Below are 20,845 nucleotides of genomic sequence, written 5' to 3' on the forward strand. Positions count from 1 at the left end.
CGCGGCCGGTCGTTCAATTCATCGACAGCGTCGGCGCCGGGCGCGTGAAGCCGCGCGTCAGCCACGCGAGCTGGGCGAGTCCGAGCACGAGCCAGCCGATGCCGACGTAGAACGTCTGGCGCGACAGCCCCGACCAGAGCCACACGTTCATCGCGAAGCCGATCGCCGGCATCACGCCGAACGTGATCCAGCCCGCGACATGACGGTGCTCGGGCCCAGCCAGATAGCTGCGCATCACGCACAGGTTCACGATCGCGAACGCGACGAGTGCGCCGAAACTGATCATCGTCGACGCGAGGTCGAGCGTGATGAACAGCGCGGACAGCGACACGACGCCGACCGCGAGCGTCGCGCGCACCGGCGTGCGCAGCCTTGCATGCAGGTGACCGAACACGCATTCGGGCAGCACGCGGTCGCGGCCCATCGCGAACAGCACGCGCGTCACGCTCGCCTGGCCGGCCATCGCGCTCGCGAAACAGCCGGCCACGTATACCGCGACGAAGAACGCCGACAGCGTGCCGCCGCCAATGCGCCGCATCAGTTCGAGGCTGGCCGAATCGAGATCCTTGAACGCGCGCCAGTCGGGAAACACTATTTGCCCGACGTACGCGATCAGCATGAACAGCAGGCCGCTCGCCAGCGTGCAGAGCAGGATCGCGCGCGGCACCGTGCGCCGCGGCTCGCGCGTCTCCTCCGACAGGGTGGTGACCGCATCGAAGCCGAGGAACGACAGGCACAGGATCGCTGAGCCGGCGAAGATCGCGCGCGCATCGCCCGACGACGGCAACGCGACGGCCATCGACAGCCCCTCGCCCGCGGCGACGCGCGCCGCGGCAACGACGAAGATCGCGATGAACACGAGCTGGCTCGCGATCAGGATCAGGTTCACGCGATTGACGAGGCGGATGCCGACGATGTTCAGCCCGGTAATCAGCGCGATGCTGCCGACGATCCATACGCTGGCCGGCACGCCGGGGAAAATCTGCTTCATGTAGATGCCGATCGCGAGGTAGCTGATCATCGGGATGAACAGGTAATCCATCAGCAACGCCCAGCCGACCATGAAGCCGGCCGACGTGCCGAAATTGCGGCTCGCGAACGTATAGGCGGACCCGGCGCTCGGCATCAGCCGCGCCATGTGGCCGTAGCTGCGCGCGGTGAACAGCATCGCGACCAGCGTGACCGCATACGCGGCCGTCAGATGCCCGTTCGTCTCGCTCGTGACGAGGCCGTAGGTCGTGAACACCGTCATCGGCAACATGTACGCGAGGCCGAAGATCACCAGCGTCGAGGGGCCGAGCAGGTGCGGCTTGCGGCGTTCGTACGGAGCGCCTCGATGTGCGGGTGCGCCAAGGTCATCCGTCGCGGCGGCGAATGCGGTTCGACCGGGCCTGTCGTTGTCCATGCTGTCCTCACGTGGGTGGCGTCCATGACCTCAACACGCGTGCATCCGGCGCTGGCGGCGGGGCACGGCTGGAAGAAAGTGTGGTGCGCCAAAAAATCGAGAACGAATGAGAAATGCGGACGTAATAGAGGGATATTTCCGGACACGATGTCGCGCACTGCACGATCCGCGTCCTGCATGCTGCTGTGCCGCACTGGCGTTTTGCGGACATTCCGGCTATGTTCTACGCGACCACGTCACCGTATCGGCACCATGGACAGCCGCTCCCAACGAAACCAGAGCCGGGCCGAGCGCAGTCTGCGCATGTCGCTCGGCCTCGCACGCCCGGTCGGGCGCCAGGAGGATATTCCGGCCACCGTCCATGCGATCGCGGTCGCGCTGGACGAGTGCCGCGTGCGGCACATCGACGGCGCCGCGCTGCTCGAAGGTACCGGGCTCGGCGCGAACGAAGTCGCGTCGCCGAACCTGCACGTGAATCGCGGCCAGGAACAGCGCTGCTTCCGCAACCTGCTGCGCTGCAGCGGCGTACCGTCGATCGGGCTGTCGATCGGTGCGCGGCTGCACGTGTCGACGCTCGGCCTCGCCGGCTACGCGATGCTGATCAGCGGCTCCGTGATGCAGGCGTTCCGCTGCATGGGCCAGTTTCCGCTGTTCATGGGGCTGTATTTCGACGTGCGCATCGACGCGCACGCGGACGGCATGAGCGTGACCATCAGCCGCTACAACGGCGAACCCGATCTCGAGGTATTCCAGGTCGACATGTGCCTGTCGAGCCTGCGGCTGATCGTGTCCGATCTCGTCGGCAAGCCGGTGTGGCCGGAGCAGCTGCAACTCGCCCGCCGCACGCCGCGCAATGCAGCCGACTACACACGCCACTTCGGTTGTCCGGTCACATTCAACGCGGCCGACAACCGTCTCGTGTTCACGTCCGTGAACGGCACGGAAACGCCGCGTCTCGCGAACGAAGTCAGCTTCAATGCGCTGCACGGCCAGTGCGAAGTGCTCGAACGGCAGTGGGCCGCATCCGTCGGCACGCGCTTCGCCGACCGCGCGAAGGAGCTGATGGCGCGCGACCTCATGCGCTTCAAGTCGATGACGTCGCTCGCGCATGCGCTGCACCTGACGGAACGCACGCTGCGCAGGCGGCTCGACAAGGACGGCATCACGTTCCAGTCGCTGCTCGACGAAGTGCGTCACGACGAAGCGGTCCGGCTGCTCGACGACCACTCGCTGACGGTCGCGGCGATCGCCGAACGGCTCGGCTACAGCGAGCCGCGCAGCTTCCGTCACGCGTATCGGCGCTGGACCGGCAAGACGCCGCGCGCGGACGCCGACATCGACATGTAATACCGCTCACGCAAGCCGGTTCGGAACGATTTCGCCATCCATGAATTCGGAGTTCGAATCATTTCCACGGAGGCCGCCGACTTCATCGATATCGATGCCGCGACGAGATTGCGTGTCTTGCCCAAGGTAGACGCGATCGTTCGATTGCTCTATACTCGCCCCAACTTCATCACAAAACGCATGATCTCGCACGCAACGTGATGTCATTTCGCACTTTGTTGCGCATGCATCCGTTCGCCGCGTCACAGGGGCCACCGGCCCCAGCGGTTGGCGTCAAGCCACCCGCATCCATGCCGTCTTCGCAGGACGGTGCCCTGCTCGAACGCGCCTCGCCGTTACGGCGCCGCCGGGCCGAACCTGACAATCAGACGAACGCAGCATCGCGTTCACCCGACCGCCAGCCGCACCTCGGTGCAGCCGGCAGTACTGTTTCCGTCAGTTCAATCGCGGCCATGCCGGGATCACGAACTTCCATCGCGACGCCATTCGGCGTCATCGCGGCGCGTGCCTGCGCGCGTGCCGCACCGGATTGAGGAGGCGTATCTTCATGACTCGACGCACTGTCCAGCTGGTGGGCAGCCTGGTAGCCATCATCGCAGTCGGTTGGGCACTGGCGCGCGGTATCGGCGCCGACACGTTCCGCCAGCGCGCGGACGATCTCGCCTACTACGCGGGCCAGCACATGCTGCTGGTCGTCTACTCGATGACGCTCGCGATCGCCGTGGGCGTACCGGCCGGCGTGCTGCTGAGCTGGCCACGGTTCCAGCACCAGGCCGAGCGCTTCATGCAGGTCTTCAACATCGGCAACACGATCCCGTCGCTCGCGGTGCTGGCCATCGCGCTGGGCATCTTCGGCATCGGCGACGTGCCCGCGATCGTCGCGCTGTTTCTCGCGTCGCTGCTGCCGATCACGCGCAATGCATACGAAGGCATGAAGAACGTGCCGGCCGCGCTGCGCGAAGCCGCCAAGGGCATCGGCATGACGGGCTGGCAATCGCTGGTTCGCGTCGAATTGCCCAATGCATTGCCGATCATCGTCGGCGGCGTGCGCACCGCGCTCGCGATCAACGTCGGAACGGCGCCGCTCGCGTACCTGATCGGCGCGGACAGCCTCGGCTCGCTGATCTTCCCCGGCATCTACCTCGACAACCAGCCGCTGCTGCTGCTCGGTGCGTCGCTCACCGCGATCCTCGCGCTCGCGCTGGACGGCATCGTCGCGGCCAGCAGCCGCCACTGGCTCGCACGCCACGGAGGGGCAGCATGATGCGCTCCCTCCGATCGATCGCACGCCTGTGCGCCGCCGTCGCGCTGTGCATGGCGGCCGGCACGCCGGCATTCGCCGCGAAGCTCGTGCTCGGTGCGAAGAACTTCACCGAGCAATACGTGCTCGCGGAAGTCACGTCGCAGTACCTGCGCTCGCGCGGCTACGACGTGGAAGTCCGCTCGGGCCTCGGCAGCACGCTCGCCCGCAGCGCGCTGGAGAACGGCCAGTTCGACCTGATGTGGGATTACACGGGCACCGCCGCGCTCGTCTACAACAAGATTCAGGACAAGCTCTCGCCCGAAGCGATGTACCGGCGCGTCAAGGCACTCGACGTGCCGCGCGGGCTCGTGTGGCTCGACGCGTCGCCGCTCAACGACACCTACGCGATCGGCCTGCCGAGCCAGCTCGCTCACGCTACCGGCATCCGTACCGTGTCGCAGCTCGCCGAGCACCTGAAGACCGACCCGGCCGCGAAGCATTACGTGTTCGGCATGGACGCGGAATTCGCGAACCGCCCCGACGGCCTGAAGCCGCTGCTGGCCGCGTACGGCATGCAGTTCAGCCGCGCGCAGCTGAAGCAGATGGACCCGGGGCTCGTGTACACGGCGCTGCACAACAACCAGCTGAAGATCGGGCTCGTCTACACGACCGACGGGCGCGTGAAGGGCTTCGGCATCGTGCCGCTCGAGGACGACAAGCACTTCTTCCCGCCGTACAACGCGACACCCGTGGTGCGCAAGGCCACCCTCGACCGCAATCCGAAACTCGCGACGCAGCTCAATGCGCTGTCGGCCGCGCTCGACAACGACGTGATGCAGGCCATGGCCAAGGCCGTCGACCTCGACGGCCAGTCGCCGCGCGACGTCGCCGACGCGTTCCTGCGCACGCATCCGCTACCTTGAAGGAGACCTGATGAGCGTATTCGACTATCTCGCTTCGAGCTGGCCCGAGCTGCTGCAGCTCACGCTGCAACACGTATGGCTCGTCGCAATCGCCGTGGGCTGTGCGATCGTCGCGGGCGTGCCGCTCGGCATCCTCATCAATCGCCACGACTGGCTCGCCGGGCCGCTGCTCGGCATCGCCACGATCGTGCTCACGCTGCCGTCCATCGCACTCTTCGGCCTGATGATCCCGTTCTTCTCGCGCTTCGGCCAGGGCATCGGCGCCGCGCCCGCGATCACGGCCGTGTTCCTCTATTCGCTGCTGCCGATCATGCGCAACACGTACCTCGCGCTGCACAACGTCGATGCGGGGATCAAGGAAGCCGGCACCGGCATCGGCATGACCTCGTGGCAACGCCTGCGTCTCGTCGACCTGCCGCTGGCGGTGCCCGTCATTCTCGCGGGTGTGCGCACCGCCGTCGTGATGAACATCGGCGTGATGACGATCGCCGCCGTGGTGGGCGCGGGCGGGCTCGGCACGCTGATCCTGCGCGCGATCGGGCAGAGCAGCATGATGAAACTGCTGGTGGGCGCGGTGCTCGTGAGCCTGCTCGCGATCGTCGCCGACCGGCTGCTGCAGATGCTGCAGCGGGCATTGACACCGAAGGGAGTGCAGAAGACATGATCGAACTCGACCAACTGACCAAGACCTTCACGCGCAAGGACGGCCAGGCCGTGCGCGCGGTCGACTCGGTGAGCCTGTCGGTACCCGAGGGGGAAATCTGCGTGTTTCTCGGCCCGTCGGGCTGCGGCAAGACCACCACGCTCAAGATGATCAACCGGCTCATCGCCGCCACCTCGGGCCGCGTGCTCATCAACGGCGAGGACACGGCGCAGCTCGACGAAGTCGACCTGCGGCGCCACATCGGCTACGTGATCCAGCAGATCGGGCTGTTCCCGAACATGACGATCGAAGAGAACATCACGGTCGTGCCGCGCCTGCTGGGCTGGGACAAGAAGCGCTGCGCCGAGCGTGCACGCGACCTGATGTCGATGGTCGCGCTCGATCCGAAGCTCTACCTGAAACGCTATCCGCGCGAGCTGTCGGGCGGGCAGCAGCAGCGCGTCGGCGTGATTCGCGCGCTGGCCGCCGATCCGCCCGTGCTGCTGATGGACGAACCGTTCGGCGCGGTCGATCCGATCAATCGCGAGTCGATCCAGAACGAGTTCTTCCAGATGCAGCGGCAACTGAACAAGACCGTGATCATGGTGAGCCACGACATCGACGAAGCGATCAAGCTGGGCGACCGCATCGCGGTGTTCCGGCGCGGCCAGCTGGTGCAGTACGATCACCCCGACACGCTGCTCGCGCGCCCGCGCGACGAATTCGTCGCGCAGTTCGTCGGCCAGGACAGCACGCTCAAGCGGTTGCTGCTCGTGAAGGCCGGCGACGCCGCCACGCAGCCCGAAACGGCACGCGTCGATACGCCGCTCGCGCACGCGCTCGCGGTGATGGACGAAGCCGACTGCCGCTACCTGACCGTGCTCGACGACGCGGGCCGCGCGCTCGGCTACGTGACGCGCCGCGCCGCACGCACCGATGGCGGCGGCGTATGCGGCGAACGCGTGACGCCGTTCCCGGCCGGGGTCTCGGCCGACGACAACCTGCGCATCGTGCTGTCGAAGATGTACCAGTACAGCGCGTCGTGGATGCCCGTGCTCGACCCCGACGGCGTATGGATCGGCGAGGTCACGCAGGACTCGATCGCCGCGTACCTGAGCTCGGGCCGATCGCGCCGGCAAACGGGGCAGCCGCCGGGCAGTCCTGCCGATGCGGTCGGCGCAGCGGCCACGCACTGATTCGTCTCCGGGCCGGTGCGCCGCCGCACCGGCTCCGGGAAGCGAATCGATGCCGTATGCGATTCCGGACCTTCGCGGGAAACATGAACCTGGCCCGACCGTGTTCCGTTCATGCTCGTTTTGCCAAACGCCCGTGTCTTGTTCGCGCAGTCGAACGACCAATCGAAAAGATGCCTATCACCGGAAACGGCGCCGAGTACCGGTGCGGTTCGGCATAGACGATCCTGACCTTCACGCACGTATTGAGCGGGCCACAGTCGACGGAGGCGGGATCGGCATACAGCTCGACAGCCGGTCCGGGGCCCAGCGTGACCCAGTTCCCGGCCCATGCAAATCAATGATTTGGTCATCTTTTCCTACAGAATTCGCAGAAAAGTTGCCCCTCGGATGGACCATTCGAGTGGGTAAACTCGATCTCATTCCGCCCCCACCGGTCAGTTTGCTACACTGGCCGAATATCTCCCGAAGCAACCATTAATTCCAATCGGTTTCTATAGGCGCAAATTTTTCGAAATTATCGATCAATATTTCGCAAATCAGATGTCCTCCGCTCCGATTTTAAAGCACAGGAATTCAACATCATGGTAGCCGACTGGCAAACCTCGAGATCGCCCGAGACACCTCTCACTCGACTTTTGAGTTTCTTGGATGAGGATCCGAATAATCTCAATCTACTATCCGACGCCGCGATTGCCGCATTTGAGGCGCATCAGTTTCGCCTGTGCAACGACTTGCTGATCCGCCGAGAGACCATTGCGCCACTCACGCCATCGCTCGTTAATCTAAGGGGCTTGTCCGCATTGTCCGAAGGGCGGTTTGAAGCCGCACTGGCCGATTTCCGCACTCTCGTCGAACACGACGCAAATCCGGTCCTTTACTACAACTTTGCTTATGCAAGCGCCATGTGCGGCGCTTTCAAGCCGGCGGCGGACATCGGCCCCACTTGCCTTGAAGCGGTTCCGGGGGCGGCTGCCCTGAAATTGCGGGCCCTTCATTATCTGGGGCGTTTCGACGACGCCATTCGGATGGGTGCACTGGCGGATCTGGCCGCATCGCCTCCGGACTTTGTGGGTGCTTACGCGTCGCTTTTGTTCGATCTGGGGGATCTGGAAAATGCGCGCCACCATGCAGCGCGCGCGCCGGACTCTTCCGATAGCCTCGTGATCGCAGGATTGACCGAACTCGAGGCTGGCAATATCGAACGTGCGACCGCACTGCTTGATCGAGCGGCCGACAGCAACCCCCTAGAGGCGCGCGCCACGCTCGGGCGCGGTCTTTGCCTATTGGCGCAAAAGCAATTTGCGGAAGCCGCGGCGACGCTCGATCGAGCTGCGGAACGCCTCACCAGCCATGCCGGTTCCTGGCTTGCGGCCGGCTGGGCATGGCTCTTTGCAGGAAATCCGGATACGGCGGCCGAACGCTTTCAGCACGCGGCAGTGCTTGATAGAGGGTTTGCCGAAGCCCAGGGCTCGCTTGCGGTCGCATTGCAACTTCAAGGGCGCCGTGACGATTCCCGTCGTCACGCCGAAATTGCGCTGCGCCTTGATCCGGGGTCGCTGTCCGGCACGCTTGCGAAGACCCTGGAACTCGAGGCGACGGACAGCACCGAGTCAGCGAACGCACTCAAGGAATCCATGCTGAATCGTCCTCTTGGCCCGACCGGCCGAACGCTGGCGCAGTCATTGACCGCATTCGGTCTGAAACGCACGCACAATCAAGCGTAACCTGTACATAACGCGGTTTTTCTTCTCCCCCGATCACCGCCGTAGCGGTGGGTGACGGGGGAGTCGCGGCTTGATCATGCCGATCACGGCCCCGCGAAGTTTCGGTCTTTCGGTCCCGTCGCTCGCGCTCCTACTTCTTCAGCATCGTATTGAACATCAACAGGAAACAATACTTCCCTTACGTTAATTTTTAAACATATTTAATTAGTTAATCACGCATCCGCACAATTCCCCCGGATTGACAACTCCGAGTTGATTTTCGCCATCCATTAAATCCTTTCAGTCTCGTTGACAACATTACGATTGCAATTCAGTATACCGAAATAATCGTAATAAACAGTAACATCCCCCGGGGAAACGAGAGAATGTCTAGCGACAACGCCCTGGGCCTTATGGCCCAGCTAATGTGGACAGGTTTGCTTGTCGCGGGTCCCATTCTTCTCGCTGCTCTTGTAACAGGTCTGGTCATCAGCCTGTTTCAAGTCGTCACGCAACTTCAGGAAATGAGTCTTTCCTACGTGCCGAAACTCGTTGTCGTTGGTTTCGTCATTGTCGTGCTCGGTTCCTGGATGTTGGCCCGCTTGACCAGTTTTACCCAATCCCTCTTTAATCTCATTCCAACGCTGGGCTAACCATGATCGCCAATCCGAGTATCGGATGGGGTGCGGCGACGCTGTTGCTGTCGTTACGCATCGGCCCGGTGTTTACACTCGCCCCGCCCTTCTCGCAAATGGTTACGCCGATGCGAGTCAAGGTAGTCGCGACACTGACATTGTCCGCCTGTCTCGCTACTACCGTCACCTATCAAGGACCGGTCGATGCCGGCATGATTCCCGTTGCCGCATGGGAGTGCCTGCTCGGGCTCGCGATCGCCTTCGCATTCCAGGCCAGCTTCGCGGCATTGTCCTTCGTCGGGCGCGTTCTCGACGTTCAGGCCGGCTATGGCCTGGCGATGGTGATCGATCCGGGCTCGCGTAGCCAGGCGCCACTGCTCGGTTCGATCCTGACCATGACGGCAGGCGTCATTTTCTTCGCGTCCAACGGGCATCGCGATCTCCTCGCCCTGCTGTTCGAGCTCACGCGATCGTTTCCGCCTGCGTCTGTCCACATCATCGGCGACCCCGGGTCGTTCACGTCGTACTTCGGCTCGCTGACTGCCATCGCACTGGGTGCGACCGCCGCCGTCATGCTGACGCTGTTCCTGACGGATCTTGCGATTGCGTTCCTGGCCCGCGCGCTCCCGCAGATGAATGCATTGATGCTGGGCTTTCAGGTCAAGGCGTTCGTCACGCTTGCCGCAATGGCGTTGACTGCCGGCACGCTCGCACCGGTCGCGTTGCGGCTCGTGCGGTTCGCGCTCGACTTCGTTCCGACCACGTTCCGACACTATGGCTGAACAAGACGAGAACCGGTCCGAAGCCGCCACTGCCTATCGTCTCGAGCAGGCGCGCAAGAAGGGCATGACGCCCAAGAGTCAGGAACTCGGCATGCTGGCCAGCCTGGCCGCCTGTGCGGCCTACTTGTGGACCGACGGCGCACACCTCGCGGCCGCCATCGCTACCCGCAGCGTGAGCCTGCTGGCAGAGGTGCCTGCCGTCGCACATACGCCCGGCGCGATGACGACGTGGTTGATGACGGCAGTGCTGGACGCCTTTCGGCTGATTGCACCGATGGCGCTCCTGTCGATGGGCGCGGGGCTGCTGGTCGCCGTGCTGCAAACCCGTTTCCTTTTTGCGCCGGCTGCCGTCAAGGCCGACATGTCCAGGCTGAATCCCGTCCAGGGATTCAAGCGCGTCTTTTCGTTACAGACGCTCCTGGATTCGGCTCGCACTCTGATCAAAATGGCTGTTTACAGCCTGATCGCGTGGTTCTGCATCGCGTCGGTGATCGAAAGCGTCGCACACACGCCACTCAGTCCGCGTCGCTTGAGCGAACTGATGCAGACGTCCGGTCTGAGCTTCTTCGCAAAGCTGCTGATTGCCGCGGCGGTGTTCGCCGCACTCGACTTCGTGATCGTCCATCGCGTCTTTGCAAAGAAGATGCGCATGAGCCGTCACGAAATCAAACAGGAATACAAACAGCGCGAAGGCGACCCGCGGATCAAGAATCAGCGGCGCAAGATTCGTCGCGAGCTGACCCAGAATGCGCGTAGCCTCCGCAACGTCCGCGACGCGGACGTCCTGATTACGAATCCAACGCACTATGCGATCGGACTGAAGTACGTGCCGGCGCACATGGCGGCACCCAAGGTGATCGCACGGGGCGCCGGCAATTTTGCGCAACGGCTCAAGAAGGTTGCGTTCGTTTACGGCATTCCTGTCGTCGAATCGCCAGCGCTGGCCCGGCGAATTTTTCGTGAAACGCGAGTCGATCAGGAGATTTCCGCCGGCTCGTATCGCGACGCCGCCTCGGTCTACCTGCGCATTCGCCGCCGCGTTGGCGAGGTCGCCGCATGAACGCGCTCGTGTCCCGCCTCGGCCGGCAGCAGGATCTCGCGCTCGTGCTCGCCGTCATGGCGATCCTGCTGATCCTCTTTGCACCGATCCCGTCCGCCGCGCTCGACCTGCTGATCATCACGAACTTCGCGTTCGCGTTCACGATCCTGCTGCTGACGATCTACGTTGTCCGGCCCGTCGACTTCTCGACCTTCCCGTCGCTGCTGCTGATCGCGACGCTGTTTCGACTGTCGTTGAACATCGCGGCGACGCGGCTCATCCTGTCCGGTGCCGAAGCCGGTCAGGTGATCGGTGCGATAGGCGAATTCGTCGTGCAGGGCAATTTCGTCATCGGCCTGATCATCTTTTTCATCCTGATCGTCGTCCAGTACGTGGTCGTGACGAACGGTGCGCAGCGAGTATCCGAGGTGGCGGCCCGCTTCGTGCTTGACGCAATGCCCGGCCAGCAGATGAGTATCGATGCAGACCTGAACATGGGCCTGATCGACCAGGACGAAGCGCGGGCACGCAGGAAGGCGCTGGAAAAGGAAGCCGCATTCTATGGCTCGATGGACGGCGCGAGCAAGTTCGTCAAGGGCGACGCTATCGCCGGCATCATCATCATGCTTATCGACATCCTCGGCGGCTGGGCGGTCGGTGTCGCACAGATGGGCATGTCGCTCGGGCATGCACTCCAGAAATTCACGCTGCTGACGATCGGCGACGGTATCGTCACGCAGGTACCCGCGCTCGTCATCTCGGTGGCGACCGGGATCATCGTCACGCGCTCGGCGTCCGACGGCGAACTGAGCAACGAAGTATTCCGTCAACTCGCGCAGTTCCCCAAGATCCGTTTTCTCGTGACGGGCGCGCTGGTTGGCCTGCTGATCCTGCCTGGCATGCCGAAATGGCCGATCCTGATTCTCACGCCGGTGGTCTTCTTCGCGTGGTGGTTCGCACGCGGCTCGTCGGCTGAAGCCGCTACGGCAATGGCCGGCGCCGACGCCCCGGCCACGCCGGCTGCCGCGAGCGGCGGGGAAGCCTTGCCCGTTGCACCTGTCGAAATCGGTTTCGGCCCGGAACTCGCACGCGCATGGATCCCGCTGCAAGGCGTGCTGGCCGAACGGATTGCCGCATTCCGGAAGCAGTACACCGAAGAGATGGGCGTCACGATTCCGGCCGTAACGTTCCGAGATGCCGCGCAACTTGGCTCGAACGACTACCGAATCTCGCTGTACGGCAATCGCTTCGGCCAAGCCGCGCTGCATGCCGACAAAACACTCGCGATCCACCCGAACGGCAAGGCCGGCGACCTGACCGGCATCGCGACGCGCGACCCGGCATTCGGCCTGCCCGCGCTGTGGATCGACGAAGCGCAGGTTTCTCGTGCAGCGTCGCTCGGCTATACGGCCGTCGATCCGATGACGGTCCTCGTCACCCACGTCACAGAAGTCGTCCGCGCAAACATCTCGTCGCTCCTGTCCCGCAGCGATGTCGTCGCGCTGCTCGAAGGTGTCCGCACACGCTCGCCCGGGCTCGTCGAGGAACTCGTACCCAACATCCTGTCGGTCGGCGACGTGCAGGCCGTGTTGCAGAGCTTGCTATCCGAGCATGTCCCGATCCGGAACATCGACCAGATCGTCGAGGTGCTGGCCGACGCCGGCCGGCACGAGAAGGAACCGGCAATGCTCGGGGAACGCGTACGTCAGAAGCTCGGACACAGCATCTGCCAGCGTCTTATCGGCGAGAAGGAAGCGCTTGCGGTGCTGACGCTCGATCCGATGCTCGAAAACACGATTGCACACAATTTGCAGGGCGCCGACGGCAGCGGCGCGTTCGTGCTCGATCCGGGGCTGGCTGAATCGTTCCTCACGCGGCTCGCTGAACAAGTCGACGCGATGCTTCGGCAGAATCTCGCCCCCACGTTGCTGTGCCGGCCCGAGCTCCGTCGGCACCTGAAGATATTTTCTCGCCGTATCGCCCCTCGGCTCGCCGTTCTGTCGATGAACGAGATCCCGCACGCGATCAATCTGCGTTCGTTCGGGACGGTTGGTCTCGACCGTCACGCTTCCGCGGCATGACCGCCCCGCTTTCATGAACGATACCCGCCCCGCCCATGGATAACCTGATGACAATCGCCGTCGGCCTGATCTCGTCCGAGACGCGCCAGGTCGAAACCGCCGCGCAGAACGTCGCGAATCTCGCGACGCCGGGCTACAAGCGGCTGATCACGTTCGCCGATGCGGTTTCGCAGGCCGAGTCGTCAGCGCAAACGGCAGCGCCCCGCGCATCCACGCGCGACGTCGCAACGGACTTCACGCCTGGCCGGATGGTTCACACCGGCAATCCGCTGGATCTCGCGCTGTCGAGCGGCGGGTTCTTCGCGGTTTCCGCGCCCGATGGCACCGCCTATCTGCGCGGTGGCTCGTTCCGGCTTGACGCCGACGGCCGGCTCGTCACGCGACAGGGGTGGGCGCTGCAAGGCAGCGGCGGCGGCGACATCGTCGTGCGTTCGCAGAACTGGCGCGTCCTCGCCGACGGAACCGTGCTCGACGACGGCCAGCCGGTCGCCGTGATCGGCACTGCGTCGTTCGCCAATCCGAATCAACTGGCCCGCACCAACGACGGCCTATATCGCGCCAATGGCGCCCGGCCCGTCGAACTCGCCGATCCGCGCGTGATGCAGGGTTATCTGGAAGCGTCGAACGTATCGAACGCCGACGAAATGATCCGGATGATGGCTGCGATGCGGCGCGTCGAGTCCGGGCAGAAGCTCGTTCATGCATACGACGACATGATGGGCAACGTCCTGCAACGTCTCGGAGACATGTAATCGTGAACAACGTGTTCTACATCGGCGCAACCGGCCTCAATGCGCAACAGACCGCCATCGACGTCACGGCGAACAACATCGCCAACATGACCACGCCCGCGTTCAAGCGCGGCACCGTCGCGTTCTCCGAACTGCTCACCACCGTGCCGGCGCCGCTCGTGCGCGACTACGCGAACGAAACGTCGAGCGTCGCGGCCGGCGTCAGCGCGGATCCGTCGCTGCACGTCTATACGCAGGGCGAATTGCGGCCGACCAACAATGCGCTCGATCTGGCGATTCGCGGCAACGGCTTCATCGAACTCGCCTCCGATTCCGGCCAGACGCTGCTCTGGCGCGGCGGCACGCTGCGGGTCGGTTCCGACGGCTATCTGGCGACGGCGGACGGCCAGCGCCTGAAGGCGATGATTTCAGTGCCGCGCGATGCATCGGCGATCACGATCTCGCAGACAGGCCAGGTTCAAGCCACCGTGTCCGGTCAGGCCGACCCGCTCGACATCGGCGAACTCGAGGTACTGGTGCCGTCCGACGTGCGCGCGCTCGAATCGGTTGGCGGCGGCGTCTATCGCGCACGCGACGATGCGTCGTCGTTGACGCGCGTTCGGCCGGGCGAGGACAACGCCGGCGTGCTGGTCCAGGGATTCAGCGAGGCATCGAACGTGTCGATGTCCGACGAACTCGTCGGCCTGATGCTCTACCAGCGAACCTATGCGGCCAACGCACGGCTCGTCCAGGTCGGCGACGAGCTGATGTCCATCGCCAACGGGCTCAAGCGATGACGCGCGGCTTTTCCAGTCCAAGCAGGTCGCACGCACCGTTGGCTGCGCGCGCTCGGCTGCTTTGCCTCAGTGCGCTCGTTCCTGCGGCCGTGCTCGGCGCGCCGTCGCCCGACGCCATGATCCGTTTTCGCTCCACCGTCACCGTCGATCGCCCGACAGTCATGCTGGCGGATGTCGCCGATCTGACCGCCCTGCCTGAATCCGTCGCACAACGCGCGGCAACCGTTCCGGTGATGTCGCTCGCACGATCGGCAACGGCCGTGCGCGTGGACGCGCGCCGGCTCGCCACATCTGCACGCCGCGCGATGCCGATGCTCGGTTCGTGGCTGGCAAACGTGCCGGCAGCCAACGTCGACATCACCCTTCTTCGGATTACCGAAGCCAACAACGCGAGCTCGCCCTCCTGCGTGACCGTGCTTGAAGATCTTCCGGTCGATACCAGCCCGGCGGTTAGCCAGATTCAACCGGCGGGCTGCCCGGGCGACGGCGCCGTGCGGGCCTGGCGCTACGACGCGGAATCGCATGTGGTGCGGACGGCCCGCACCATGACCGCCGGCGAGATCGTGCCGGCGCCCGCCATGTCGCGTCTGGCCACCGTTCATCGTGGCGGACGTGTGTTCGACACCATCCAGGTGGGTGCCGTGACCGTGACGCGTTCCGGCACGGCCCTGGCCGACGCCGGACCACGGCATGCGGCACCGGTACTGACCGGCAACGCGGACATCCAGATCTGGCGGGCGCCGTCGGACGGGCGGGGACACTGACATGCGCCGCGTCCTTTCCTTCATGCACGCGGGCGCGCTTGCGGTGTCGCTGCTCGGAACGCCCGCCGCCCCGGCGGCCGACCTCTATCAAGGCTCGACCTACGAATCGCTGACGGCGGACCGACGCGCGTCGCGGCCCGGCGACATCGTCACGATCCTCATCTACGAAAACTCGAGCGCCAGTAACACGGCGGACACATCCACGAAGACTGGCTTCGGTGTGCAGGGCAACGTGTCGACACTGTACGCAGGCAAGAATTCCGCACAGGTCGGTCTCGGCGACAACTACGGCGGCAAAGGCCAGATTCAGCGCACGGGCCGGCTGCTGGCACAGCTGAGCGCCAGCGTCACGGGCGTGACGCCGAGCGGCGACCTCATTGTTGCCGGCACACAGGACATCGACGTCAACGGCGAAAAAACCCGTATTCGTCTCGAGGGTCGCATCCGGCCGATCGACATCGCCGCGAACAACACGGTGCTGTCGACGCGGCTGGCCGATGCGAAGATCGACTACACCGGCGAAGGCTTCATCACCGATCGCTCGCGGCCCGGCCTCATTCCCCGCTTCTTCGCATGGCTGGGCTTATGGTAAAGCGCTTCTTCATCCATGCCGCGTGGTTGGTCTGCGCTGTCTCGACCGCGGCCGGCGCGGCCACGGCCGACGTTCGCCTCAAGGATCTCGGCCGCTTCCTCGGCTGGCGCGACAACATGCTGGTCGGATACGGGATCGTCACGGGCCTGTCGGGCTCGGGCGATACCCCGCGCAACCAGGCGACCCGCCAGGCGATGACGAACATGCTGTCGCAGTTCGACCTGAACCTGACGCAGGATCAATTGCAGAGCCGCAACGTCGCGATGGTCATGATCACGGCGTCGCTGCCACCGACCTCGGACGTCGGCGACAAGCTCGACGTCAACGTGACGTCGATGGGCGATGCACGCAGCCTGTCCGGCGGCACGCTGATCATGACGCCACTGCGCGGGCCGGATCGCAAGGTCTATGCGCTCGCACAGGGAGCGGTATCCGTCGGCGGCTATCGCTACGATGCGAACGGCAACCTGCGCATGAAGAATCACCCTACCGCAGGCACCGTTCCCGAAGGCGCGACCGTCGAAGTACCGGTCACGGCAGAACTGGTCAATCGCGACGGCTACCTCAGTTTCGTCCTGAAGGACGCGGACGCGATCACAGCCGAACGCATTGCATCCCAGATCAACCGCTCATTCGGCAACGGGACCGCCCGCTCGACCGATGCACGCACCGTGCGAATCCGCGCGCCGCTGGACGGTGGCGGACTGAATGGCTACGTCGCGCGAATCGAATCCCTCGCCGTTGCCCCGGACCAGCGCTCGCGCGTCGTGATTAACGAACGTTCCGGCACGGTCGTGGCCGGCGGCGACACGCACATCGCACCGATCACGATCTCGCACGGCGACATCAAGGTGACCGTCGCCACGCAGTACAACGCGTCGCAACCGGGCCTCATCGGAATCACGGGTCCGAACGTACGCAGCCTCGTCGTCGGCAACAGCGAGCTCTACGTCGACGAACCAGGCCAGACGGTCGCCGCATCGTTTCCGCAAGGCAGCGTCGGCGATCTCGTCCAGGCGCTCAAGGCCAGCCGGATCAGCACGCGGGATGTGATCGCGATCCTCGAGGCGATCAAGGCCGCCGGCGCGCTGCACGCCGACATCATCGTTCAATAAGGAGAGAGATTCATGTCCATCGATCTCGTCGCGTCGATCGCAACCAAGGCGCTCGACGGGCTGTTCGCCCGACAGGCCGCCACCGCACAGAACATAGCGAACGCCAATTCGGTCGGTTACGTGCCGGTCCGCGTGACATTCGAAGACGCATTGCGCGATGCAGCCGACACCCGTGCGGGCGACACCGTCGATACGCGTCTCGCGCGCATCCGGTCGGTTGAACCTTCGTTCGGCGCATCGCTGCCGATCGACGTCAACACGGTCCGTCTCGATGATGAAATCGCGTCCGCATCCGAAACCGCCGCGCGCTACGCGATGCTGATCGGCATGCTCGACCGGACGCTGCAGATCCGCCAACTCGCCATCAAGGGAATGTAAGCGATGGGAAACAGCCTTTTTGCAATCGCCCGCTCAGGGCTCGACGTCGAGCGCCAGCGTATGGAAGTCATCGCACAGAACCTCGCCAACGCCGGCACGACCCGCACGGCGGACGGGCAGCCGTACCACCCGTTACGTCTCGTCTCCGGCCCGAGAGTCGGCGCAACCTTCGACGATCACCTGCGCAACGGTGATACGTCGCCGACCTTCGGCATGACGGGTGTCCAGAGCTACGGCGTCGAGCGCATGGATACGCCGCCGCGGCTCGTCCACGACCCGGCGCATCCGCATGCCGATGCCAAAGGCATGGTCGCGTATCCGGGAATCGATCACGCCGGCGAAATGGCGCTGATGGTACAGACGCTGCGCAGCTACGAAGCCGATACCGTGATCTTCAACGCCGCACGATCGATGTACATGCGTGCGCTCGAACTCGGGGCCCGCTCATGAGTGCCAATCCGGTCGAATCGATCTCCATGCTGCAGGGCACTCCGCTGTCGGAAACGGCCGCCATGTCGCCGTTTGCGCAGCAGTCGAGTTTCGCGGACTGGCTCGTCGCGGGCGCGACCCGTGTCGACCAGACTGCCAGGCTTGCAGACGACGCCGTCGCCCGTTTCGCGCTCGACGGCGCCGTACCGCCGCACCAGGTCATGATCGCGCTGGAGGAAGCACGCATGTCGCTGCAGCTCGCGTTGCAAGTGCGCTCTCGCATCGTCGAGGGTTACCAGGAACTGATGCGGATGCAGCTGTAAGCCATGGAATCCCTGCTCACACGTATTCGCGCGTCGTTTGCCGACGCGTCGCCGCGCCGCCAGCTGATCAGCGTTGCCGTTCTGGTTGCGCTTGTCGCATCGTTGATTGCGGCCGGCTATTTCGCGCTGCGTCCGCGCTATCAGGTGCTGTTCCGGGACCTGAAGCCGCAGGACGCGGCCACCATCGTCGCCGAACTCGAACGGCAGAAAATCCCCTTCCGAGTCGACGAATCGTCGTCGGCCGTGCTGGTTCCCGCCGCGGACGCGCAAGTCATGCGGCTCAAGCTGATGAGCAGCGACATGCGGCTACAGGGGGCCGTCGGCTTCGAACTATTCAACAACTCGGATCTCGGCATCACCGACTTCGCGCAGAAGGTCAACTACCAGCGTGCGCTGCAGGGCGAACTTGCGCGAACCATCATGTCGCTCGACGAGATCGAACTCGCGCGTGTCCATCTCGCGTTTCCCGATTCTTCGATCTTCCGGCGCGCGGACGATCGGCCGAAGGCATCCGTCGCACTGTTCATGCGCAGCGGCCATACGCTCGGCCCCGACACGGTGCGCGGCATTCAGCGCCTCGTGGCCGCCGCGGTCCCGCAACTGTCGGCAGCCGACGTGACGGTGCTCGATCAGCGCGGAGAATCGGCCGCCGGGCGCGACGTGCCCGTCGACGATCCGCACTACGCGCTCAAGCACGCACTCGAACGCGAGTACGAGCGCAAGATCGGCGCGCAGATTGCCCCGTTGCTCGGCGCGCGCCATGCAACCGTCAGCGTCGACGCAATGCTGAATTTCGATCAGGTGCGCGTCACCAACGAATCCGATCTGAACCGGCCGATTGCGAGCGCGGGCTCGACCGGCATCCCGTTGCCACCTGCGTCGATGAACGCCAGAAGCGTCGGATCGCCCGGCCTTCCGCCGTTGCCGTCCACACCGTCGTCCGATGGCATGCGAACGGAACGCAAGCTGGAGCAGATCGTGTCGGCGCCGGGCTCGCTGAAACATCTGAGCGTCGGCGTCGTGATCGACGGCACGCTACCGGAAGAGACGCTGGCACAGCTGAAATCGGTCACGGCCGCGGCCGTCGGTGCCGACGGGTCGCGTGGCGACACGGTCGTCATCTTCGCACGCTCGCAACCGGCCGACGGGTCGGCGACCGGAATCGCGTCGCCGCTAGCAGTCGATGGCGTCGGCCCCACGATGCCGGCGTCGAATCCCGCCGGCGACTTGCTTGCCGACCACACGGCCGCGCAGCCGGACGGCATTCGGCACGCCTGGGCACGACTCGGATTGCCGGGCCCCGTTGCCGCGTACGCAACGGTCCTCGCGCTGCTGATCGGAAGCGCCCTGCTGTGGCGCGTGCTGGCCGGCGGCAAACGACCTGCCGGCCCGCACGCGATGACTTCGACGGAACGTGCCGAGTACGTCACGCGCCTCCGTGTCCTTCTTTCCGAGAGTCGTCAGCATCATGAAGGCTAACGCGCGTATCGACCGACGCCTGCGCGGCCTGGTTGCCGATCTCGCCCATCGGCCTGCCGACGACATCGAAGCAGTCTGGCATGCTTTGTCGGACGCCGAGCGCAAGCAGTTGCGCCCGCTGCTCAAAGACGCGGCGTCGCTCGGCCCGGGAGAATCCAGCGGATTCGCGACGGTCCTGTCCGTCGCACCGTCGCAAAACGACGGCCACGGATCGCCCGATCATGCCGCTCCCGCGATCGGGCGCCTCGCCGGCCACTGGCCCGATGCGCTGCTCGCCCAATTGGCCGGCTGTGTCGACGAAGCACAGCGCACGCGCCTGTTCGAGGACCATCCGGCATGGCGGCGTCATACCGTGGCACCGCTCGCCCCGCGTGCACGCGATGCGCTGCTGCGCGCTGCTGACGAAGCGATTCGAGCACTTCCGCCAGCCGTCGAGGTCGACGCGACTTCGCAGCGCCCACCGAGCTCGTGGAGACGGCGCCTGCTCGACGGCCTCCGCAGGAGGCGCACGTGAGCCCGATCATCAAGGCCGCGCAAATCGTGCTGAGCGTCGACCGCGTGTCGCTCGGTGCGCAGTCGGCCGTGACCGAGCCTTGTTCGTCGCCGGTGGAACCTACCCCGGTGGCGCGTGTGTTCGACGATGACAACACCGGCGATGCATTTGCGCCGGAGCGCGATCGCCTGCTCGCACGGATTGCCACACTCGAAGCAGCAGCATCCGGCCACGAGGCCGAACTCGCGCAATCCGCTCGAACGGCATTCGAGCGCGGCATCGAAGATGGCATTCGGCAGGCGGCGCATGTCGAGGCCGAACGGCTTGCGTTGCTGAAAAGCGGCATCGATGCCGCACGCGACACGTTCATTGCTCGGCTAGCGTCGCTGGAGGGGCTCGCGGCGGAGGTCGCACTCGTCGGTCTGGAGCGCGTGCTGGGCGATCCGACCCGTCATGCCGAACTCGTCATCGACACCGTACGCCATCGCCTGACGTCGATCGCGCAGGGGTCGCTCGTCGGAATCCGCGTGTCCGCTGACGATTTCCGCGATCCGGCACGGCTCGACACCGTTCGGCACACGCTCGACACGGCACCGTCGGTGTCGCTCGTCGCCGATCCGCAGCTTCCTGCCGGCGCCTGCGTGATCGACCTGACGCTCGGCAAGCTCGACGTCGGCATCCCGCGCCAGTTGGCCAGCATCGCCGCGACGATCCGGGAGGCCGACGGTCATGCATAAGCGGCGCCCC

General features: G+C 64.8%; 22 protein-coding genes. 21 read left to right on the forward strand and 1 reads right to left on the reverse strand.

The features are described from left to right. Window positions 1-13 precede the first annotated feature (13 nt). Window positions 14-1,405 (reverse strand): APC family permease, encoded by a 1,392-nt coding sequence (locus U5798_RS03090; RefSeq protein WP_124448740.1) that lies wholly within the window; start codon window positions 1,403-1,405, stop codon window positions 14-16. Between the two features lie 252 nt (window positions 1,406-1,657). Here U5798_RS03090 and U5798_RS03095 point away from each other — a divergent pair, with 252 nt between their 5' ends. The 21 genes from U5798_RS03095 to U5798_RS03195 all read left to right on the forward strand — a co-directional run bounded on the left by U5798_RS03095 (window position 1,658) and on the right by U5798_RS03195 (window position 20,835). After that, window positions 1,658-2,752, forward strand: a complete 1,095-nt coding sequence (locus U5798_RS03095) for an AraC family transcriptional regulator (RefSeq protein WP_124448742.1) — start codon at window positions 1,658-1,660, stop codon at window positions 2,750-2,752. 547 nt (window positions 2,753-3,299) lie between these two features. Beyond that, entirely contained in the window at window positions 3,300-4,016 is a 717-nt protein-coding gene (locus tag U5798_RS03100) for an ABC transporter permease (RefSeq protein WP_322081128.1), read from the forward strand. Continuing rightward, window positions 4,013-4,918, forward strand: a complete 906-nt coding sequence (locus U5798_RS03105) for a glycine betaine ABC transporter substrate-binding protein (protein WP_322081129.1) — start codon at window positions 4,013-4,015, stop codon at window positions 4,916-4,918. Before U5798_RS03100 ends, U5798_RS03105 begins: the two co-directional genes overlap by 4 nt. 10 nt (window positions 4,919-4,928) lie before the next feature. Beyond that, window positions 4,929-5,582, forward strand: coding sequence for an ABC transporter permease (locus tag U5798_RS03110; protein ID WP_124448748.1), 654 nt, complete (start codon window positions 4,929-4,931; stop codon window positions 5,580-5,582). After that, the gene (locus U5798_RS03115) at window positions 5,579-6,757 is read left to right on the forward strand and encodes an ABC transporter ATP-binding protein (protein WP_322081130.1); all 1,179 of its coding nucleotides are present in this window, start codon (window positions 5,579-5,581) and stop codon (window positions 6,755-6,757) included. The genes U5798_RS03110 and U5798_RS03115 overlap by 4 nt, the downstream gene beginning before the upstream one ends. Before the next feature lie 581 nt (window positions 6,758-7,338). Then, on the forward strand, window positions 7,339-8,481 hold the full coding sequence (locus U5798_RS03120; protein WP_322081131.1) for a tetratricopeptide repeat protein: 1,143 nt from the start codon (window positions 7,339-7,341) through the stop codon (window positions 8,479-8,481). A gap of 365 nt (window positions 8,482-8,846) precedes the next feature. Next, the gene (fliQ, locus tag U5798_RS03125) at window positions 8,847-9,113 is read left to right on the forward strand and encodes a flagellar biosynthesis protein FliQ (RefSeq protein ID WP_322081132.1); all 267 of its coding nucleotides are present in this window, start codon (window positions 8,847-8,849) and stop codon (window positions 9,111-9,113) included. A gap of 2 nt (window positions 9,114-9,115) precedes the next feature. Beyond that, window positions 9,116-9,877, forward strand: a complete 762-nt coding sequence (locus U5798_RS03130; protein ID WP_322081133.1) for a flagellar biosynthetic protein FliR — start codon at window positions 9,116-9,118, stop codon at window positions 9,875-9,877. Then, window positions 9,870-10,937: an EscU/YscU/HrcU family type III secretion system export apparatus switch protein gene (locus tag U5798_RS03135; RefSeq protein WP_322081134.1), complete on the forward strand. Its 1,068-nt coding sequence runs from the start codon at window positions 9,870-9,872 to the stop codon at window positions 10,935-10,937. Before U5798_RS03130 ends, U5798_RS03135 begins: the two co-directional genes overlap by 8 nt. Beyond that, window positions 10,934-12,997, forward strand: coding sequence for a flagellar biosynthesis protein FlhA (locus tag U5798_RS03140; protein WP_322081135.1), 2,064 nt, complete (start codon window positions 10,934-10,936; stop codon window positions 12,995-12,997). Before U5798_RS03135 ends, U5798_RS03140 begins: the two co-directional genes overlap by 4 nt. Before the next feature lie 47 nt (window positions 12,998-13,044). After that, window positions 13,045-13,749, forward strand: coding sequence for a flagellar hook basal-body protein (locus tag U5798_RS03145; protein WP_322081136.1), 705 nt, complete (start codon window positions 13,045-13,047; stop codon window positions 13,747-13,749). A gap of 2 nt (window positions 13,750-13,751) precedes the next feature. Continuing rightward, entirely contained in the window at window positions 13,752-14,525 is a 774-nt protein-coding gene (locus U5798_RS03150; protein ID WP_059682096.1) for a flagellar hook-basal body protein, read from the forward strand. Further along, the gene (locus tag U5798_RS03155) at window positions 14,522-15,289 is read left to right on the forward strand and encodes a hypothetical protein (protein ID WP_322081137.1); all 768 of its coding nucleotides are present in this window, start codon (window positions 14,522-14,524) and stop codon (window positions 15,287-15,289) included. The genes U5798_RS03150 and U5798_RS03155 overlap by 4 nt, the downstream gene beginning before the upstream one ends. Window position 15,290: 1 nt before the next feature. Next, window positions 15,291-15,881: a flagellar basal body L-ring protein FlgH gene (locus tag U5798_RS03160; protein WP_322081138.1), complete on the forward strand. Its 591-nt coding sequence runs from the start codon at window positions 15,291-15,293 to the stop codon at window positions 15,879-15,881. Next, the gene (locus U5798_RS03165; RefSeq protein ID WP_322081139.1) at window positions 15,863-16,996 is read left to right on the forward strand and encodes a flagellar basal body P-ring protein FlgI; all 1,134 of its coding nucleotides are present in this window, start codon (window positions 15,863-15,865) and stop codon (window positions 16,994-16,996) included. The genes U5798_RS03160 and U5798_RS03165 overlap by 19 nt, the downstream gene beginning before the upstream one ends. 12 nt (window positions 16,997-17,008) lie before the next feature. Continuing rightward, window positions 17,009-17,374, forward strand: a complete 366-nt coding sequence (locus U5798_RS03170) for a hypothetical protein (protein WP_322081140.1) — start codon at window positions 17,009-17,011, stop codon at window positions 17,372-17,374. A 3-nt stretch (window positions 17,375-17,377) separates the two neighbouring features. After that, window positions 17,378-17,824 carry a flagellar basal body rod protein FlgC gene (flgC, locus tag U5798_RS03175; RefSeq protein ID WP_322081141.1) on the forward strand — a complete coding sequence of 149 codons (447 nt, stop codon included), beginning with the start codon at window positions 17,378-17,380 and terminating at the stop codon, window positions 17,822-17,824. Next, complete coding sequence (gene fliE / locus U5798_RS03180) at window positions 17,821-18,126, forward strand: flagellar hook-basal body complex protein FliE (RefSeq protein ID WP_322081142.1); 306 nt, start codon at window positions 17,821-17,823, stop codon at window positions 18,124-18,126. Before flgC ends, fliE begins: the two co-directional genes overlap by 4 nt. Before the next feature lie 3 nt (window positions 18,127-18,129). Then, window positions 18,130-19,605 (forward strand): flagellar basal-body MS-ring/collar protein FliF, encoded by a 1,476-nt coding sequence (fliF, locus tag U5798_RS03185; RefSeq protein WP_322081143.1) that lies wholly within the window; start codon window positions 18,130-18,132, stop codon window positions 19,603-19,605. After that, a complete protein-coding gene (locus U5798_RS03190; RefSeq protein ID WP_322081144.1) occupies window positions 19,595-20,119 on the forward strand; it encodes a hypothetical protein in 525 nt (174 codons plus the stop codon). The genes fliF and U5798_RS03190 overlap by 11 nt, the downstream gene beginning before the upstream one ends. Continuing rightward, window positions 20,116-20,835, forward strand: coding sequence for a hypothetical protein (locus U5798_RS03195; protein WP_322081145.1), 720 nt, complete (start codon window positions 20,116-20,118; stop codon window positions 20,833-20,835). The genes U5798_RS03190 and U5798_RS03195 overlap by 4 nt, the downstream gene beginning before the upstream one ends. Window positions 20,836-20,845 lie beyond the last annotated feature (10 nt).

The sequence above is a fragment of the Burkholderia sp. BCC1972 genome (assembly GCF_905339605.1).
GTDB lineage: Bacteria > Pseudomonadota > Gammaproteobacteria > Burkholderiales > Burkholderiaceae > Burkholderia.

What these genes read in the sequence shown, in the direction of transcription:
- U5798_RS03090 (WP_124448740.1), bottom strand. Translation starts at nt 1,405, where the DNA reads ATGGACAACGACAGGCCCGGTCGAACCGCATTCGCCGCCGCGACGGAT.
- U5798_RS03095 (WP_124448742.1), top strand. Translation starts at nt 1,658, where the DNA reads ATGGACAGCCGCTCCCAACGAAACCAGAGCCGGGCCGAGCGCAGTCTG.
- U5798_RS03100 (WP_322081128.1), top strand. Translation starts at nt 3,300, where the DNA reads ATGACTCGACGCACTGTCCAGCTGGTGGGCAGCCTGGTAGCCATCATC.
- U5798_RS03105 (WP_322081129.1), top strand. Translation starts at nt 4,013, where the DNA reads ATGATGCGCTCCCTCCGATCGATCGCACGCCTGTGCGCCGCCGTCGCG.
- U5798_RS03110 (WP_124448748.1), top strand. Translation starts at nt 4,929, where the DNA reads ATGAGCGTATTCGACTATCTCGCTTCGAGCTGGCCCGAGCTGCTGCAG.
- U5798_RS03115 (WP_322081130.1), top strand. Translation starts at nt 5,579, where the DNA reads ATGATCGAACTCGACCAACTGACCAAGACCTTCACGCGCAAGGACGGC.
- U5798_RS03120 (WP_322081131.1), top strand. Translation starts at nt 7,339, where the DNA reads ATGGTAGCCGACTGGCAAACCTCGAGATCGCCCGAGACACCTCTCACT.
- fliQ (WP_322081132.1), top strand. Translation starts at nt 8,847, where the DNA reads ATGTCTAGCGACAACGCCCTGGGCCTTATGGCCCAGCTAATGTGGACA.
- U5798_RS03130 (WP_322081133.1), top strand. Translation starts at nt 9,116, where the DNA reads ATGATCGCCAATCCGAGTATCGGATGGGGTGCGGCGACGCTGTTGCTG.
- U5798_RS03135 (WP_322081134.1), top strand. Translation starts at nt 9,870, where the DNA reads ATGGCTGAACAAGACGAGAACCGGTCCGAAGCCGCCACTGCCTATCGT.
- U5798_RS03140 (WP_322081135.1), top strand. Translation starts at nt 10,934, where the DNA reads ATGAACGCGCTCGTGTCCCGCCTCGGCCGGCAGCAGGATCTCGCGCTC.
- U5798_RS03145 (WP_322081136.1), top strand. Translation starts at nt 13,045, where the DNA reads ATGACAATCGCCGTCGGCCTGATCTCGTCCGAGACGCGCCAGGTCGAA.
- U5798_RS03155 (WP_322081137.1), top strand. Translation starts at nt 14,522, where the DNA reads ATGACGCGCGGCTTTTCCAGTCCAAGCAGGTCGCACGCACCGTTGGCT.
- U5798_RS03160 (WP_322081138.1), top strand. Translation starts at nt 15,291, where the DNA reads ATGCGCCGCGTCCTTTCCTTCATGCACGCGGGCGCGCTTGCGGTGTCG.
- U5798_RS03165 (WP_322081139.1), top strand. Translation starts at nt 15,863, where the DNA reads ATGGCTGGGCTTATGGTAAAGCGCTTCTTCATCCATGCCGCGTGGTTG.
- U5798_RS03170 (WP_322081140.1), top strand. Translation starts at nt 17,009, where the DNA reads ATGTCCATCGATCTCGTCGCGTCGATCGCAACCAAGGCGCTCGACGGG.
- flgC (WP_322081141.1), top strand. Translation starts at nt 17,378, where the DNA reads ATGGGAAACAGCCTTTTTGCAATCGCCCGCTCAGGGCTCGACGTCGAG.
- fliE (WP_322081142.1), top strand. Translation starts at nt 17,821, where the DNA reads ATGAGTGCCAATCCGGTCGAATCGATCTCCATGCTGCAGGGCACTCCG.
- fliF (WP_322081143.1), top strand. Translation starts at nt 18,130, where the DNA reads ATGGAATCCCTGCTCACACGTATTCGCGCGTCGTTTGCCGACGCGTCG.
- U5798_RS03190 (WP_322081144.1), top strand. Translation starts at nt 19,595, where the DNA reads ATGAAGGCTAACGCGCGTATCGACCGACGCCTGCGCGGCCTGGTTGCC.